General features: G+C 74.8%; 18 protein-coding genes. 17 read left to right on the top strand and 1 reads right to left on the bottom strand.

Annotation, left to right across the window (positions count from 1 at the left end; translation table 11 throughout):
- The 14 genes from OG774_RS05835 (at position 1) to OG774_RS05770 (ending at position 12,728) form a co-directional block, all read left to right on the top strand.
- On the top strand, positions 1-1,455 hold the full coding sequence (locus OG774_RS05835) for an RsmB/NOP family class I SAM-dependent RNA methyltransferase (RefSeq protein WP_328307544.1): 1,455 nt from the start codon (positions 1-3) through the stop codon (positions 1,453-1,455).
- Complete coding sequence (locus tag OG774_RS05830; protein ID WP_328307542.1) at positions 1,452-1,742, top strand: hypothetical protein; 291 nt, start codon at positions 1,452-1,454, stop codon at positions 1,740-1,742. The genes OG774_RS05835 and OG774_RS05830 overlap by 4 nt, the downstream gene beginning before the upstream one ends.
- Positions 1,743-1,794: 52 nt before the next feature.
- Positions 1,795-2,463, top strand: coding sequence for a ribulose-phosphate 3-epimerase (gene rpe, locus OG774_RS05825; protein WP_328310806.1), 669 nt, complete (start codon positions 1,795-1,797; stop codon positions 2,461-2,463).
- Positions 2,464-2,559: 96 nt separating this feature from the next.
- Complete coding sequence (locus OG774_RS05820; RefSeq protein ID WP_328307540.1) at positions 2,560-3,186, top strand: riboflavin synthase; 627 nt, start codon at positions 2,560-2,562, stop codon at positions 3,184-3,186.
- Positions 3,187-3,192: 6 nt separating this feature from the next.
- Entirely contained in the window at positions 3,193-4,476 is a 1,284-nt protein-coding gene (locus OG774_RS05815; protein ID WP_328307538.1) for a bifunctional 3,4-dihydroxy-2-butanone-4-phosphate synthase/GTP cyclohydrolase II, read from the top strand.
- On the top strand, positions 4,473-4,946 hold the full coding sequence (gene ribH / locus OG774_RS05810; RefSeq protein WP_328307536.1) for a 6,7-dimethyl-8-ribityllumazine synthase: 474 nt from the start codon (positions 4,473-4,475) through the stop codon (positions 4,944-4,946). Before OG774_RS05815 ends, ribH begins: the two co-directional genes overlap by 4 nt.
- The gene (locus tag OG774_RS05805; RefSeq protein WP_328307534.1) at positions 4,943-5,428 is read left to right on the top strand and encodes a PH domain-containing protein; all 486 of its coding nucleotides are present in this window, start codon (positions 4,943-4,945) and stop codon (positions 5,426-5,428) included. Before ribH ends, OG774_RS05805 begins: the two co-directional genes overlap by 4 nt.
- Positions 5,425-6,435: a quinone-dependent dihydroorotate dehydrogenase gene (locus OG774_RS05800; protein WP_328307532.1), complete on the top strand. Its 1,011-nt coding sequence runs from the start codon at positions 5,425-5,427 to the stop codon at positions 6,433-6,435. The genes OG774_RS05805 and OG774_RS05800 overlap by 4 nt, the downstream gene beginning before the upstream one ends.
- Complete coding sequence (locus tag OG774_RS05795; protein WP_328307531.1) at positions 6,432-7,124, top strand: HAD family hydrolase; 693 nt, start codon at positions 6,432-6,434, stop codon at positions 7,122-7,124. The genes OG774_RS05800 and OG774_RS05795 overlap by 4 nt, the downstream gene beginning before the upstream one ends.
- A 119-nt stretch (positions 7,125-7,243) precedes the next feature.
- Positions 7,244-7,684: a Rieske (2Fe-2S) protein gene (locus tag OG774_RS05790; RefSeq protein WP_328307529.1), complete on the top strand. Its 441-nt coding sequence runs from the start codon at positions 7,244-7,246 to the stop codon at positions 7,682-7,684.
- Positions 7,684-10,728, top strand: coding sequence for a DEAD/DEAH box helicase (locus OG774_RS05785; protein WP_328307527.1), 3,045 nt, complete (start codon positions 7,684-7,686; stop codon positions 10,726-10,728). The genes OG774_RS05790 and OG774_RS05785 overlap by 1 nt, the downstream gene beginning before the upstream one ends.
- On the top strand, positions 10,718-11,560 hold the full coding sequence (locus OG774_RS05780; RefSeq protein WP_328307525.1) for an SWIM zinc finger family protein: 843 nt from the start codon (positions 10,718-10,720) through the stop codon (positions 11,558-11,560). Before OG774_RS05785 ends, OG774_RS05780 begins: the two co-directional genes overlap by 11 nt.
- Positions 11,561-11,570: 10 nt before the next feature.
- Positions 11,571-12,305, top strand: coding sequence for a PIG-L deacetylase family protein (locus OG774_RS05775; RefSeq protein ID WP_328307523.1), 735 nt, complete (start codon positions 11,571-11,573; stop codon positions 12,303-12,305).
- Between the two features lie 126 nt (positions 12,306-12,431).
- Positions 12,432-12,728 (top strand): hypothetical protein, encoded by a 297-nt coding sequence (locus tag OG774_RS05770; RefSeq protein ID WP_274194939.1) that lies wholly within the window; start codon positions 12,432-12,434, stop codon positions 12,726-12,728.
- Here the strand turns inward: OG774_RS05770 and OG774_RS05765 are convergent.
- Positions 12,720-13,370 carry a TetR/AcrR family transcriptional regulator gene (locus OG774_RS05765; RefSeq protein WP_328307521.1) on the bottom strand — a complete coding sequence of 217 codons (651 nt, stop codon included), beginning with the start codon at positions 13,368-13,370 and terminating at the stop codon, positions 12,720-12,722. The genes OG774_RS05770 and OG774_RS05765 overlap by 9 nt on opposite strands.
- Before the next feature lie 138 nt (positions 13,371-13,508).
- Here OG774_RS05765 and OG774_RS05760 point away from each other — a divergent pair, with 138 nt between their 5' ends.
- Genes OG774_RS05760 through OG774_RS05750 form a run of 3 tightly spaced genes read left to right on the top strand, consistent with a single transcriptional unit; the run spans position 13,509 to position 16,615 of the window.
- Positions 13,509-14,453: a fumarylacetoacetate hydrolase family protein gene (locus tag OG774_RS05760; RefSeq protein WP_328307519.1), complete on the top strand. Its 945-nt coding sequence runs from the start codon at positions 13,509-13,511 to the stop codon at positions 14,451-14,453.
- A gap of 33 nt (positions 14,454-14,486) precedes the next feature.
- Positions 14,487-15,461 carry an MBL fold metallo-hydrolase gene (locus OG774_RS05755; protein WP_328307517.1) on the top strand — a complete coding sequence of 325 codons (975 nt, stop codon included), beginning with the start codon at positions 14,487-14,489 and terminating at the stop codon, positions 15,459-15,461.
- 20 nt (positions 15,462-15,481) lie between these two features.
- Positions 15,482-16,615 (top strand): cobalamin-independent methionine synthase II family protein, encoded by a 1,134-nt coding sequence (locus OG774_RS05750; protein ID WP_328307515.1) that lies wholly within the window; start codon positions 15,482-15,484, stop codon positions 16,613-16,615.
- Positions 16,616-16,709: the final 94 nt, after the last annotated feature.

The following is a 16,709-nucleotide window of genomic DNA, read 5'->3' as shown; positions in this document are numbered from 1 at the left end:
ATGACCGACAGCTCCGTCCCGCCCGGCGGGCACCGCTCGGGCCGCGGGCCCCGCAAGCGGGACGACAAGCGGCGCAGCGGGCCGCCCCGCGGTCGCCAGGGCCCCAATCGCCCGCCGACCGGCGACCCCGCCCGCGAGGCCGCCCTCGACACGCTGCGCGCCGTGCGCGAGGACGCCGCCTACGCGAACCTCGTCCTGCCCTCCCTGCTGCGCGAGCGCCGGATCTCCGGGCGGGACGCGGCGCTGGCCACCGAGCTCGCCTACGGCGCCTGCCGGGCGCAGGGCCTGCTCGACGCCGTCATCGGTGCCTGCGTCGACCGCCCCCTCGACGGGCTCGACGGGGTCGTCCTCGACACCCTGCGGCTGGGCACCCAGCAGCTGCTGCGCACCCGGGTCCCCCCGCACGCGGCGGTGGGCGCGGCCGTGGAGCTCGTGCGCGCCCGCGCCGGGTCGCGGCCCACGGGCTTCGTCAACGCCGTGCTGCGCAAGGTCGCCGAGCACGACGAGGCCGCGTGGGTCGAGCGGCTCGCGCCCTCGGACGACCTGGGGCGGCTCGCCTTCACCCACGCGCACCCGCGGTGGATCGCCGAGGTCTTCGCGCGCGCCCTCGGAGGCGAAGAGGAGCTCGCGGCCGCCCTCGCGGCCGACGACACCCGCCCCGCCGTGCACCTCGCCGCCCGTCCCGGCGAGATCTCCGCCGAGGAGCTCGCCGCGATCACCGGCGGCGAGGAGTCGCCCTACTCGCCCTACGGCGTCCTGCTCACCGAGGGCGGCGACCCCGGGGAGCTGGCCCCGGTCCGCGAGGGCCTGGCCGTGGTCCAGGACGAGGGCAGCCAGCTGGTCGCGCTCCTGGCGACCCGCGCGCCGGTGGACGGCGAGGACACCCGCTGGCTCGACCTGTGCGCGGGGCCCGGCGGCAAGGCCGTGATGCTCGGGGCGCTCGTCGCGATCGAGGGCGGCACCCTCGACGCCGTCGACCGTGCCCCGCACCGCGCGCGGCTCGTCGAGCAGGCCACCGAGGGCCTGCCGGTGCGGGTCCACACCGGCGACGCCCGCGAGCTCACGCTGCCCGAGGCCGCCTACGACCGCGTGCTCGTGGACGCCCCGTGCACGGGTCTCGGCGCGCTGCGCCGGCGTCCCGAGGCCCGGTGGCGCCGGCAGCCCGACGACGTCGCCGAGCTCACCGCCCTGCAGCGCGAGCTCCTGCGCGCCGGCCTCGAGCGCACGCGCCCCGGCGGCGTCGTCACCTACGCGACGTGCTCGCCGCACCCCGACGAGACCGCCGCCGTGGTCGCCGCCGTCGCGGCGGAGACCGGGGCCGAGGTGCTCGACACCCCGGAGCTGCTGCCGGAGGTGCCGGACACGGCGCTGCCGGACGGCGCGCCGGGCCTCCAGCTGTGGCCGCACCGCCACGGCACCGACGCGATGTACGCCGCGGTCCTGCGCAAGCGGTGAGACCGGTCCTCGACTGGTGGCTCGCCGACCGCACGCGTGGCGGGCCTGGCTCGGCGCCGTGGGTCGTCGGGCAGTGGCCGAACCCCGCGCTGGCGGTCTTCCTGCTCGCCCTGGTGGTCCGCCTCGTGGTCCCCGACCCCGCCACCGCGGAGGCGCTGGTCCTGGTCGGACGGGGCGCGCTGCTCGTCTGGGGGCTCGACGAGCTCGTCCGCGGGGTGAACCCGTTCCGTCGGGTGCTCGGGCTCGGGGTGGGCGGATGGCAGGTCGCCGGCCTCCTGACCGCCTGACGCCGCGACCGTCGCCGGGGCCACTACCATCCGTCACGTGTCCCGCACCCCGATGATCGCCCCGAGCATCCTCTCCGCCGACTTCGCGCGGCTCGCGGAGGAGGCGGCCGCGGTCCCGGGTGCGGACTGGCTGCACGTCGACGTGATGGACGGGCACTTCGTGCCCAACCTGACCCTCGGGCTGCCCGTGGTCGAGGCGCTGGAGCGGTCGACCCCGATCCCGCTCGACTGCCACCTGATGATCAACAATCCGGACCGGTGGGCCCCCGGCTACGCCGAGGCCGGGTCGCGCAACGTCACCGTGCACGCGGAGGCCGCCCACGACCCCCGCGGATGTGCGCGCGACATCCGGGCGGCGGGCGCCCTGGCCGGGCTGTCGATCAAGCCGGGCACCCCGCTGGAGGACTGGGTCGAGGTCCTGCGCGACTTCGACACCCTGCTCGTCATGAGCGTCGAGCCCGGCTTCGGCGGGCAGAGCTTCATGCCCGAGGTGCTCGACAAGGTGCGCACGGCGAGGCGCCTGGTCGACACCGGGCACCTGACCGTGCTCGTGGAGATCGACGGCGGGATCAGCGCGAGCACGATCGAGCAGGCCGCGGAGGCGGGCGTCGACTGCTTCGTCGCGGGGTCGGCGGTCTACGGCGCCGAGGACCCGGACCGTGCGGTCGCCGCCCTGCGGGCGCAGGCCGTCGCGGCGTCCGACCACCTCGACGAGGGGTGAGAGAGGAGTCACCACGGTGGTGCTGCCGGGTGACGACGTCGTGAGGATGATGGCGGGCGGGCAGCGTCGTCCGGACCAGCCAGCGAGGAGACCGCAGTGTTCACGGGGATCGTCGAGGAGATCGGCGAGATCGTCGGCGTCGTCGGACAGGACGACGCGGCGCGCCTGCGCGTGCGCGGCCCCCTGGTGATCTCCGACGCCCGCCCCGGAGACTCGATCGCCGTCAACGGCGTGTGCCTCACGGTCACCGAGCCGACCTCCGACGAGTTCGGCGTCGACGTCATGGGCGAGACGCTGCGCCGCTCCAGCCTGGCGGGCGCGACGGCCGGGACGCGCGTCAACCTCGAGCGGGCCGTGGCCGCGGGCGACCGCCTCGGCGGACACATCATGCAGGGCCACGTCGACGGCACGGCCACCGTCGTCGAGCGCACCGAGCACGCGCAGTGGACGACGCTGCGGTTCCGGGTGGGGCCCGACGGTCATGGGGCGAACCTCACCCGCTACATCGTCGAGAAGGGCTCGATCGCCGTGGACGGCGTGAGCCTCACCGTGACCGAGGTCGACGACGACTCGTTCGCCGTCGGGCTCATCCCGACCACGCTGCGGGAGACGACCCTGGGGGAGCGCACCGTGGGATCCACGGTCAACCTCGAGGTCGACGTGGTCGCCAAGTACGTGGAGCGGCTCGTGGGATTCCAGGCCGGCACATCGCAGGGGAAGTAGGAGTTCGTGGACGGCTTCGAGCACATCGAGCGGGCGATCGCCGACATCGCCGCGGGCAAGGCCGTCGTCGTCGTCGACGACGAGGACCGCGAGAACGAGGGCGACCTCGTCTTCGCCGCGCAGCACGCCACGCCGGAGCTCGTGTCGTTCATGGTGCGCTACACCTCGGGCTACATCTGCGTCCCACTGACGGGCGAGGCGTGCGACCGGCTGGACCTCCCGCCGGCGCACTCGATCAACCAGGACCGCCACGGCACCGCGTACACCGTGTCCGTGGACGCCCGCGAGGGCATCGGCACCGGCATCTCGGGCATCGACCGCGCGCACACCATCCGTGTGCTGGCGAACCCGGAGTCCGGGCCCACCGACCTCGCGCGCCCCGGGCACCTCGTGCCGCTGCGGGCCCGCGACGGCGGCGTCCTGCGCCGGCCCGGGCACACCGAGGCCGCGGTCGACCTGGCGCGCCTGGCCGGGCTGGAGCCCGCCGGTGCGATCTGCGAGATCGTCTCGCAGAAGGACGACGGCGACATGGCGCGGTTCGACGAGCTCCAGGTCTTCGCCGACGAGCACGAGCTCTCGCTCATCACGATCAAGGACCTGATCGCCTACCGACGCCGGTCGGAGAAGCAGGTCGTGCAGGTCGCGCACGCGAACATCCCCACCGACCACGGCGAGTTCGTCGCCTACGGCTACGACTCGCTGCTCGACGGCATCGAGCACGTCGCCCTCGTGCACGGCGACCTCGGCGACGGCGAGGACGTCCTGGTCCGCGTGCACTCCGAGTGCCTCACCGGGGACGTCCTGCGCTCGCGGCGCTGCGACTGCGGTCCCCAGCTCGACGCCGCCATGGCCGCGGTGGTCGCCGAGGGCCGCGGGGTCGTGCTCTACGTGCGCGGCCACGAGGGCCGGGGGATCGGACTGATCCACAAGCTGCAGGCCTACCAGCTCCAGGACGCCGGGGCGGACACCGTGGACGCCAACCTCGCGCTCGGCATGCCCGCCGACGCCCGCGACTACGGCACCGGCGCCCAGATCCTCGCCGACCTGGGCATCAAGAGCATGCGTCTGCTGACCAACAACCCCGAGAAGCGCGCCGGGCTCGAGGGCTACGGCCTGCAGATCCTCGGCCGCGTCTCACTGCCCTCCCGCGCGACGCCCGAGAACCTGCGCTACCTGCGCACCAAGCGCGACCGCATGGGCCACGACCTCGAGGGCCTCGACAGCGAGGAGGACGGTGTCGTGGCGCAGCCGGCCGACACCGACCGGCCGGCGGTGGGCGGGCGCTCGTGAGCGGCACCGGTCGTCCCGACGCCTCCGTCCCCGACGCCTCCGGCCTGCGCCTGGGCATCGCCGTGACGCGCTGGAACTCGGCGATCACCGACGTCCTGCTCGAGCGGGCCCGCGACGCCGCGGGCAAGTCCGGGGTGGCCGAGCCGACCGTCGTGCACGTCGCGGGCGCGATGGAGCTCCCGATCATCTGCCAGGGCCTCGCCGACGGCCACGACGCCGTCGTCGGGCTGGGCGTCGTCATCCGCGGGTCGACGCCGCACTTCGACTACGTCTGCGACACCGTCACCGCGGGCCTGCTCCGGGTGGGGCTCGACGTCCGCACCCCGGTCGGCAACGGCGTCCTCACCGTCAACACCGAGGAGCAGGCCTGGGAGCGCGCGGGCACGCCGACGTCGACCGAGGACAAGGGCTTCGAGGCCACCGTGGCGGCGCTGGACGCGGCGCTGACGCTGCGGGGGCTGGCGTCGTGACCGCGCCCGTGGAGCCGTTCGACATCGGCGAGGTCGAGCTCGAGGTGCGCCCCGTGCGCATCCGCTGGGTGGCCTGGGCGATGGCCGTGTTCCTGTTCGCGTTCTTCGGCGTGGGCGCGCTGCTGGTGTTCGTCGAGTCCTCGGGCTTCAACTTCCGCCCCGCCGACCAGATCGCGATGGTCGTGCTCGGCACGATCCTCGCCGGCTGCGCCCTGCTGTTCACCCGCCCGCGGCTGCGAGCCGGACCGGGCGGGGTCGAGGTGCGCGCGACGATCCTCACCCGCCGGGTGCCGTGGTCGGACGTCGTCGCGGTGAGCTTCCCCGACGGCGCCCAGTTCGCCCGTCTCGACCTGCCCGACGACGAGTACCTGACGATCTCGGCGCTGCAGGCCGTCGACCGGGGGCACGCGGCACGCGGTGTGACGGCCCTGCGCCGGCTGCACGCGCAGTACCGGGCCGGAGCGGACGCCGCGGGAGCATGAACCCGTACGACCTGCTCTTCCGCCACGTTGCGACCCGGGTGCCCGCGGAGCTGACCCACCGGGTCGGGGTGACGGCGCTCCGGGCGGCGACGCCGCTGCTCGGCGGGGCGGGGCGGGGTGCGCCGGTCGAGGCCGTCCGGGCTGTCCAGGCCATGGGCCTGCGCTTCGCCAACCCGCTCGGGGTCGCGGCGGGCTACGACAAGGACGCCGAGGGCGTGCGCGGGCTCGCGCGGCTGGGGTTCGGGGCGGTCGAGGTCGGCACCGTGACCGCCCGCCCGCAGCCCGGGAACCCGCGGCCGCGGCTCTTCCGGCTGCCTGCCGACCGGGCGCTGGTCAACCGGATGGGCTTCAACAACGCCGGCGCCGACGTCGTCGCCGCCCGCCTGGCCGAGGTGCGCGCGCGCGGCGCCGGGGCCGTGGTCGGGGTCAACATCGGACGTTCCAAGACCGCGACGGACGCCGTCGCCGACTACCGGTACTCCGCGCGGGTCCTCGGCCCGCACGCCGACTACGTGGTGGTCAACGTCAGCTCCCCGAACACCCCGGGCCTGCGCGACCTGCAGGGCGTCGACGCGCTGGAGCCGCTGCTCGCCGCCGTGCGCTCCGAGGTCGGCGCGACGCCGCTGCTCGTGAAGATCACCGCGGACCTGGACGACGACGGGGTCGACGCCGTCGCCGACCTCGCGGTGGCCCAGGGCCTCGACGGGATCGTCGCGACCAACACGACGGTCGCCCGCACGGGGCTCGCCTCGCCACCCGACGTCGTGAGCGCCGCGGGCTCCGGCGGGCTGTCGGGCGCGCCGCTGGTGGAGCCCGCGCGGGCGGTGCTGGCGCGCCTGCGGGAGCGCGTGGGGGACCGGTTGACCCTGGTCTCGGTCGGCGGGGTCGACTCGGGCGCCGAGGCCCGCGCCCGTCTCGACGCCGGCGCCACGCTCGTGCAGGCCTACACCGGCTTCGTCTACGGCGGCCCCGCCTGGCCCCGCCGCGTCCTGGAGGAGCTCACGTGAACGCACCCGCCCGCCGTCCCCAGGTCGTCCTCTTCGACCTGTTCGAGACCTGCCTGCAGCTCGAGGGCCTGCGGCCGCGCTTCGCCGCGCTGGGCCGCCCCGAGGACGAGGTGTGGCTGTTCTTCGCCCGCCTCCTGCAGCAGGGCATGGCGATGACGCTCGCCGGCGAGGCGCCGCCGTTCGCGAGCGTCGCCGCCGACATGCTGCGGCGCACCAGCGGGCGCGACCTCACCGACGACCAGGTCGCCTCGGTGCTCGACGGGTTCCGCGAGCTGCCCGTGCACCCCGACGTCGCGCCCGCGTTGCGGCGCCTGGGCGAGGCCGGGGTGCCCGCCTACGGGTTCACGCACGGCTCGGCGGAGGTCGCCGGCGCGGCGCTGGAGGCCGGCGGCGTCCGCGACCTGTTCGCCGACGTCATGTCGTGCGCGGAGCTGAAGCAGTTCAAGCCGCCGCCGGCGGTCTACCACTGGGCGTGCGACCGGATCGCCACCGCGCCCGCCCGCACCGCCCTCGTCGCCGTCCACTCCTGGGACGTGCACGGCGCGATCTCCGCCGGCCTGCTCGGCGGCTTCTGCGAGCGCCTGGAGGGCCGGATCCCCGACGCCGTCGCCCGCCCGCACGTCGCCGGCCCGACCCTCGAGGACGTCGTCGAGGGCCTCCTCGCCCTCCCCGACGAGCCGACCCCCTGACCCCCTCCGTGAGTGATGTTCCCGGTGATAGCCGTGAACATCACTCACGGAGGGCCTCACCCGGCGGTGACGGGGGCGGCGGGCAGACTGGACGGACCACCACGATCATGGAGGTCTCGGTGTCCACCACCACCGGTCCCAACCGCCGCACGGTCCTCTGCGGGCTCGCCGCCGCCCTCGCGGCGCCGGGTGCGCTGGCCGCGTGCTCCTCGGACGCCGGGGAGTTCCAGCCCGGCACCCCGACGCAGGCCGCACCGCAGCAGACCACGGCCGGCGGCGGGACGCCGCTGGCCCAGGTCCCGGTGGGCGGCGGCACGATCGTCACGAAGGGCGAGCAGACGATCCTGCTCGTCCAGCCCACGGCCGGGACGGTCAAGGGCTTCGACGCCTCCTGCCCGCACCAGGGCACCACGGTCGACCCGCCCCAGAACGGCGTCATCACCTGCCCGAACCACTTCAGCCAGTTCGACGGCGCCACCGGCGCGCTGCGCAAGGGACCCGCCACCACCGGGCTCACCGAGGTCCCGGTCCGCGTCGTCGACGGCTCCGTGCAGGTGTGATGGAGGGCGTGCTCGCGCTGCACGCCCTGTGGTCGCCCGGGCGCGGCGTCTGCCTGTGGGCCGAGGACCCCGAGCGCCCGGTGCGCACCACGAGCCGGGCGCGCCGCGGTGCGCGCCCCCATCCCTTCGCGGTGCCGGCCGAGCGGCTGGCCGCGGTGTGGGGCACCGGCGGCGCGGCGACGGCCGGCGTCGCGGTGCTCGCCCTGCCCTCGGACCCCGACGCCCCGCGCGACTCCGACGACCTCGAGCGCGAGGAACCGCGGGACCACGCCGGCGGCCCCGTCCTCGCCGACTGGTCGGTCCCGGTCCTCGAGCTCCCGCCCGGCGCGGTGCCGCCGGTCGCCCCCGCCGGCACCCGCGCGAGCCCCTCCGTGGCGGCGCTGCGGGCCGTCGACGCGCTCGCCACCGACCTGATCGCCCGGGGCCGCGTGCTGCCCGCTCCGGACGAGGCGGGGGACGGGCACGGCCTCGTCTGGCACCCCGTGCTCCAGGGCCCCGACCTCGTCGCCACGGACACCCTCGCCGCCGCGCTGCCCCCGGTGTGCCGGTGCGAGCGCGTGCCCGGCGAGGACCTGCCCACTGCGGCCGCCGTCGTCGAGGCCGCCCTCGCCGCGGCCGTGGACGCCCACGCGCGCGCCCGGATCACGGGCTCCGAGGAGCTGGCGTCGGCCCCGGACTGGGCGCACGCACTGGGCGCCGAACCCGTGCTGGGCGGGACGTCCCCGCCCGCCACGCTGCTCGCCGGCCTGCGGCGCTGGGCCGTCGTCGGCGCACCGCACGCCGGCCCGGCGCGGGCGTCGTTCCGGCTCGACGAGGTGGTGGTCGACCACCTCGGGCACGCCGTCGAGGATCCCGAGCCCGTGTTCCGGCTGACCTTCGCTCTGCAGTCGGCCCAGGACCCCAGCCTCACCGTCGACGCCGGCACCGTGTGGCGCGACCCCACCGCCCTGCGCCGCTGGCTCGACGACCCCGCCGACCTGCTGCTCGGTGAGCTCGGCCGCGCCGCGCGCGTCTACCCCGAGATCGGCGACGCGCTGCGCACCCCGCGGCCCACCGGCATGGACCTCGACCTCGCCGGCGCCCACCACTTCCTCGCCCACGTCGCCGCCGACCTCGACCGCGCCGGCTTCGGGGTCCTGCTGCCCGCGGGCTGGCGGGGCGGGCCGGCGCGACTCGGGCTCGTCGGCGCCGGGCAGGCCGAGGGGCCCGAGGGTGTCGTCACCACCAGCGCCCGGCTGCGCCGCGACGACCTCGTCGACTTCTCCTGGCGCCTCGCGGTCGACGGCGAGGCCCTCTCGGACGACGAGATGGACGCCCTCGTGCGGGCGAAGGCGCCGCTGGTGCGCCTGCGGGGACGCTGGGTCGCCGTCGACCCCGACCGGCTGCGCGACGGCCTCGCCTTCCTCGCCGAGCGACGCGACCACCCCAGCGTCGGCGACGTCCTGCACCTCGCCGTCACGCACCCCGACGACGTCCCCGCGCCGCTGCCGGTGGAGGAGCTGCGCCTCGACGGGGCGCTCGGTGACCTCCTCGCGGGCGGCTCGTCCCTCGAGCCGCTCGAGGACCCGCCCGGCGTGCACGCCACGCTGCGGCCCTACCAGCGCCGCGGGCTCTCGTGGCTCGCGTTCCTCGCCCGCCTGGGCCTCGGCGGCGTCCTCGCCGACGACATGGGGCTGGGCAAGACGCTGCAGGTCCTGGCCCTGGAGAGCCACGAGCGCGGGGCGGACGACGCACCCGGTCCGACCCTGCTCGTCTGCCCCACCTCGGTGGTCTCCACCTGGCGCCGGGAGGCCGAGCGCTTCGTCCCCGACCTGCGCGTGGCCGTGCACCACGGCACCGGGCGCACCGACCCCGCCTCGGCCGCCGCCGACGCCGACCTCGTGGTCACCTCGTACGGCACGCTCGTCCGCGACTCCGAGGCCCTCGCGGGCGTCGCCTGGCACCGCGTCGTGCTCGACGAGGCCCAGATGGTCAAGAACAACCGCTCGCGCGGCGCGAAGGCCGTCCGCCGCCTCGACGCCGAGCACCGCCTCGCGCTGACCGGGACCCCCGTCGAGAACCGGCTCGCCGAGCTGTGGTCGATCATGGACGCGGTCAACCCCGGCATGCTCGGCACCGCCTCGGCGTTCCGCGAGCGCTACGCCGTGCCCGTCGAGCGCCACGGCCGCACCGACGTCGCCGAGGACCTGCGCTGGCGCACCCGACCGTTCCTGCTGCGCCGGCTCAAGACCGACCCGACGGTCGTCGACGACCTGCCGGACAAGATCGAGACCATCGAGCGCTGCGGCCTGACCGGCGAGCAGGCCTCGCTCTACCGCGTCGTCGTCGACCAGATGCTCGACACGATCGACGACGTGGCGCCGGGCATCGAGCGCCGCGGCCGGGTGCTCGCGGCGATGACCAAGCTCAAGCAGGTCTGCAACCACCCCGCGCTGCTGCTGCACGACGGCTCCCCGATCGGACGGCGGTCGGGGAAGATCGCGCGGCTCGAGGAGATCCTCGCCGAGGTCCTCGCCGCGGGGGACAAGGCGCTGCTGTTCACCCAGTTCGCGGCGTTCGGGGACATGCTCGCCCCGCACCTGGCCGCCCGCTTCGACACCGAGGTGGCGTGGCTGCACGGTGGGGTGAGCCGGAAGGCTCGCGACACCATGGTGCAGCGGTTCCAGGGCGAGAACGGGCCGTCGCTCTTCCTGCTCTCCCTGCGCGCCGGCGGCACCGGGATCACGCTGACCGCCGCCCAGCACGTCGTGCACCTCGACCGCTGGTGGAACCCCGCCGTCGAGGACCAGGCCACCGACCGGGCCTACCGGATCGGGCAGAAGCGCACCGTCGGCGTCCGCAAGCTCGTCACCGCGGGGACGCTGGAGGAGCGCATCGACGACCTCATCGCCGGCAAGCGGGCGCTGGCCGACCTCGCGGTGCGCGACGGCGAGGACTGGCTGGCCGACCTGTCCACCGACGACCTCGCGAAGGTGCTCAGCCTGGACGCGGAACCCGACGAGCCCGAGCCGGGGGAGGAGGACGACGACGACGATGGTGCGTGAAACCCGCTCCGGGCCCCGGTTCTCGGAGCGCTTCCCCGAGAGCTACGCCGAGTACGGCAAGCGCAAACCCGTCGAGGACGGCGTGGTGGCCCGCAGCCGCCGGGGCGCGATCGGGGAGTCCTGGTGGTCGGGGCGCTTCCTCGCCGTGCTGACGCAGCTGGGCGTGGGCGGGCGCCTCGACCGCGGCAAGACCTACGCCCGGGCCGGGCAGGTCGTCGACCTCGCGATCGAGCCCGGCGCGATCACCGCGACCGTGCAGGGCAGTCGCGACGAGCCCTACCGCGCCCGGATCGGGCTCCGGCCCTTCGCCGACGAGGCGTGGGAGGCCGTACTCGACGCGCTGGCCGCCGACTCCTGGTACGCCGCGGCCCTGCTCGCCGGCGAGGTGCCCGACGACCTCGAGGACGTCCTCGCCGGCGTGGGCCTGTCGTTGTTCCCCCACCATTCCGGCGAGCTGCCGATGGACTGCTCGTGCCCCGACTGGTCGGTGCCGTGCAAGCACCTCGCCGCCGTCGCCTACCTGGCGGCCGAGGAGTTCGACGTCGACCCGTTCGCGCTGCTGCGCTGGCGCGGCCGCGACCGGGCGACCCTGCTCGCGGCGCTGCGCGACCGCCGGGACGCGGGTGCGGGCACCCCGACGGCCCTCGAGGACCTCCTCGACCGCTTCCACGGTCCGGGCGTCCCGGTGCCCGCGCCGCCCCAGCGCACGACCCGTCTCAGGCCCGACCCGGAGGCCCTGCTGGACGAGCTGCCGCCGCTCGACGTGGACGGTGTCGACGCCCGCGAGGTGCTCCGCCCGCTCTATCGGCGACTCGCCGAGCCGGACGGGTAGGTTGATCGGGGTGGAGCCCGAGCAGCCCGATCCCGCCGAGGCGCTGACGATCCTGATGATCGTCGCCCACCCCGACGACGTCGACTTCGGTAGCGGCGGGTCCGTCGCCACCTGGACGGGCGAGGGGCACCGCGTCGAGTACTGCCTCGTCACCGACGGCGACGCCGGTGGGTTCGACGAAGGCATCACCCGCCCCGACATGGCCACCCTGCGGCGCGACGAGCAGGGCGCGGCGGCCGAGATCCTCGGCGTGAGCGACCTGCACTTCCTCGGCTGGCCCGACGGTCGCATCTACGTCACCCACGATCTGCGTCGCGATCTCACGCGGGTGATCCGCACGGTCCGCCCGGACCGGGTGGTCACGCAGTCGCCGACGCGCAATCTGCGATCCATGTACGGCAGCCACCCCGACCACACCGCCGTCGGCGAGGCCGCGATGTGCGCGGTCTACCCCGACGCCCGCAACCAGTTCGCCCACCCGGAGCTCCTGGCCGAGGAAGGGCTCGACGCCCATTCCGTGTCCGAGGTCTGGATCTCACACATGGGCGAGGGCGCCGACCACTACGTCGACACCACCGACGCCTTCGAGCGCAAGGTCGAGGCCCTGCGCGCGCACAAGAGCCAGACCGCGCACATGGAGGACCTGCGGGGACGCATGTGGGCGTGGGGCCGGGTGCAGGCCAAGGCCGCGGGCTTCGGCGAGGACCGCCTCGCCGAGGGCTACCTGGTGCTCGACACGCGCTGAGGGAATTTGCGTGAGCGACCTAACCGTCGCCACGACTGTCGCCCAGGGCCGAGTGGGTAAACCCTGGAGCACGGAACGCGGGATCGACGACGCTCCCTTCCCGTGAGCCCGTGGAGGGAGAACCCCATGAGTGACATGTCGTGGCTCGGCAACCGGGTCGAGGTCCAGGAGATCGACGGCACCGACCTGACCTACCTGCAATGGCGCCGACCGTGGCACGGCTCGCTGCGGGGCTACCTCGTCGTCGGCTCCGAGGAGTGGGCGCTGGTCGAGGACGCCGTCGACGACGCGGCCGCCGGGCGCCGTGAGCACCCGCGTCTCGACGCCGCCGGTCAGCCGACCGACCTCGAGACCTACTTCACCGAGGTCCTCGGCCGCCGGCCGTCCGACCCGGCGCCCCAGGACGCGACGCCCTCAGGCTGAGTTCAGCGCGCCCCCGAGCACCGCCTCCAGCACGGCGGAGAGCTCCTCGTCCAGCCGGAACGGGGCGGGTTCGGCATCGATCCACCGGACGACCGCCGAGTAGTAGCCGAGCGCCAGGAGCCTTCCGACCCGGGCCGCGTCCGACGGCGGGCGCAGCGCGGCCGCGCTCGCCTCCACCAGCGCGGCGAGGTCCTTGGCCAGGACGTGGTCGAGGAACACGTCGTTGCTCTTCAGCGACGCCGGCATCATCGCCTTGGTCTCGGTCCTCGTCTCGAGGTTCACCGCCGCGAGCGCCGCGAAGTACCGCTCGAGGACCTCGCGCAGCGGCAGTACCGACGGGTCGAACCGGCTCGTCGCGCGCGCCGCGCGCTGGCGCCGGCGCAGCGCCCACTCCTCGAGGAAGAGCGCCTTGCGGGCGAAGTGGTTGAACACCGTGGCGCGGGCGAGGCCCGCGCGGGCCGCGATGTCCTCCATCGACGTCGCGTCGAAGCCCTGCTCCACGAACAGACCGATCGCGGCCTCGTAGACACGGTCGCGACGCTCCGCGCGCTTGCGGGCCCGGGTGCTCAGCGGCGGGAACCCGAGGACGGGCTCCTGGTCCACCGTCTCGGCCGGCTCCGTCCCCGCGGCTCGCGCGTCCATCGCGATCAGTAGAGCACACCCGTCGCTCCACGAACCTGGACCCGGGTCTTGTCCCGGCCCACGGGTGTGACCTACGTTGCAGCAGGAAGCTGGACCTGGGTCCAGTTTCGTCCTGGTTCCGCGAGGAGGCGATCGGGCGTGCGATGGGTGGCCTACGACGCGGGGGACGGCGAGCGGGCCGGGCTCCTGGACGGCGACACGGTCCGCGGCCTCCCGGCCGGCACGACGCTCCTGGGGCTCCTGGGTGACGACGGCGAGCGGCTCGCCGAGGCCGGCGCCACGGCGCGGAGCGATCCGGCCGAGGTCCGGGCGCTCGACGACGTGCGGCTGCTCGCCCCGATTCCGCGGCCGCCCTCGGTGCGCGACGGCCTGTGCTTCCTGGAGCACCTGCGCGGCTGCTACCGGGCGCTCGGCCGGCCCACCGAGCTCGCGCCGGTGTGGACCGAGACGCCCGCGTTCTACTTCGGGAACCCCGCGGCGGTGATCGGCCCGTACGACGAGGTCCCGATCGCCCCCGGCTCCGGGCTCTTCGACCTCGAGCTCGAGATCGGCGCGGTGATCGGCCGCGGCGGGCGTGACCTGCACCCGGACTCCGCCGAGGGCCACATCGTCGGCTACACGTTCTTCAACGACTGGACCGCGCGCGACCACCAGATGCGCGACATGGCGCAGGGCATCGGGATGGGCAAGGCCAAGGACAGTGCGATCACCCTCGGCCCGGCGCTCGTCACCGTGGACGACCTCGAGCCCCACCGCGGCGAGCAGGGGTTCACGTTCGAGGTCACGGCGACGGTCAACGACCGCCGGATCGCCAAGGGCTCCCCGGCCGGCATGGACTGGAGCTTCGGCGAGCTGCTCGCGTTCCTGTCGCGCGGCACCGACCTGCGGCCCGGCGACGTGATCGGCTCCGGCACCGTGCCCGGCGGGTGCCTGCTCGAGCACGTCGACACCCCCGACCCCGCCGCGTTCACGGGCTGGCTGCAGCCGGGCGACGTCGTCTCCCTGGCGTCGGAGGCGCTGGGGGAGACGCGTCAGGTCGTCCGCCCCGCCCCGCCGGTCACGCGCCTGCGCACCGGCTTCTGACCCGCGAGAGCACCCCCGAGAGGACCACCCCGCATGAGCACCCAGGACTACCGCAGGGGACTCCACGACCTCGGCCGGGGCTGCCACGCCTGGTTGCAGCCCGACGGCAGCTGGGGCTGGAGCAACTCCGGCCTGATCACGGGGTCGGGCACCTCGCTGATGGTCGACACGCTGTTCGACCTCCCGCTGACCCGGGAGATGCTCGACGGGATCCGGCCGGTCACCGACGCCCACCCGCTCGGGACGCTGGTGAACACCCACTCGGACCCCGACCACGTCAACGGCAACGAGCTCGTCGCCTCCCGGGACGTCGAGATCCTCGCCTCCGCCGCGGCCGCCGAGCTGATGACGCAGGAGGCCCTCGACGCCGTCGCGAAGGTCAAGCACCTGGACGGCGCACTCGGCGAGTTCGCCCGGCACATCTTCGGGCCCTTCGAGCTCGAGGGCATCACCGCGACGGGCCCGGACCGGACGTTCACCGGCGAGGAGAGCGTCGACGTCGGCGGCCGCGAGGTGCGCCTGATCCAGGTCGGACCCGCGCACACCCCCGGCGACGCGCTCGTCCACGTGCCGGACGCCCGGCTGCTCTACGCCGGCGACATCCTGTTCGTCGGCGGCACCCCGATCGCGTGGGCGGGCCCGATCGACCGTTGGATCGCCGCGCTCGATCTCATCCTCGACCTCGAGGTGGACACGATCGTGCCGGGCCACGGTCCGATCAGCGGCAAGCCCGAGGTCTCGGTGATGCGGGAGTACCTGGTGTCGGTGGAGGCCCAGGCGCGCCGGCGGTTCGAGGACGGTCTGGACGTCGACGACGCGATCGCCTCGATCGAGCTCGGGAAGTTCGCCGATCTCCCCGAGCACGGCCGCCTCGCGCAGAACGTGCTCAACGTCTACCAGCAGCTGGACCCGAGCATCCCGCGCCCGGACCGGCTCACGGTGCTCACCAAGATCGCCGCGCTCGAGGGCTTCAGCCCGGACACCTTCACGCAGGCGACGACTTCCTGACCCGAGAGAGGAACCACGCGATGACCGTGCGGACCACCCATGTCGGCAGCCTGCCCCGGCCCGAGACCCTGACCCGGCTGATGTACCGGCACCAGGAGGGCAAGGGCGAGGCCTCCGAGCTCGAGGCCGCGATCACCGACGCCGTCCACGACGTCGTGGCGATGCAGCACGGCGCGGGGATCGACGTCGTCTCCGACGGCGAGATGGGCAAGCCCGGCTTCGTCAACTACGTCCGCGAGCGCCTCGACGGCTTCGGTGGCCAGGCGCCGCCGTGGAGCATCGACGACCTCGAGGCGACCCCCGAGCTGGCGATCGCGCAGTACGGCGGGGAGGCCGGCGCGCACATCATGCCGGCGAACTGCGAGGGCCCGGTGAGCTACGTCGGCGCCGCCGCGGTGCAGCGCGACATCGACACCCTGCGCCTCGCGCTGGACAAGACCGGGCATACGGCCGACGGCGGCGCGTTCATCCCGGCCGCGTCGCCGGGCTGCATCGCGACCGGCAGCCCGAACCTGCACTACCCCGACTACGACAGCTACCTCGACGCGCTCGCCGACGCGATGGCGCAGGAGTACCGCGCGATCGTGGACGCCGGCCTGATCCTCCAGCTCGACTGCCCCGACATCCCGATGGCCGCGCACACCGAGTTCTGGTGCCGCGACGAGGTCCAACGCCGCGGGCTCGTCGCGTTCGCCGAGCGCCACATGGCCGCCATCGACCGCGCGCTCGAGGGGATCGACGGCTCGCGGGTGCGCCTGCACATGTGCTGGGGCAACTACGAGGGCCCGCACCACCTCGACGCCCCGCTCGCGGAGCTGCTCCCGCCCGTGCTCGCCGGGCGCCCGACGATGATCTCGTTCGAGGCGGCCAACCCCCGCCACGAGCACGAGTGGGAGGTGCTCTCCTCGCTCGGCATCCCCGACGACAAGATCCTGCTGCCCGGCGTCGTCGACACCCTCAACAACATCGTCGAGCACCCCCGCCTCATCGCCCAGCGCCTCGAGCGCGTGGCCGGCGTCGTCGGCCCCGACCGCGTCATCGCGAGCACCGACTGCGGCTTCGGCACCTTCGTCGGCTTCGGTCGCGTCGGCGCGCAGGTGGCGGAGATGAAGCTGCACGCGATGGCCGAGGGCGCGGCGCTCGTCCGCACCTGAGTCACGACGTGTCCCCGCGGCGACCGGGGGGACGCCGCTCCCGCCCGCACAAGAGGGCGCTCGAGCGGCGGAGGCGCGCAGGGCGGCGGTGAGG

This window comes from Actinomycetospora sp. NBC_00405 (assembly GCF_036044095.1).
GTDB classification, from domain to species: domain Bacteria; phylum Actinomycetota; class Actinomycetes; order Mycobacteriales; family Pseudonocardiaceae; genus Actinomycetospora; species Actinomycetospora callitridis.
The sequence above is the reverse complement of the archived record's forward strand: the minus strand, read 5'-3'. Positions and strand labels throughout refer to the sequence as shown.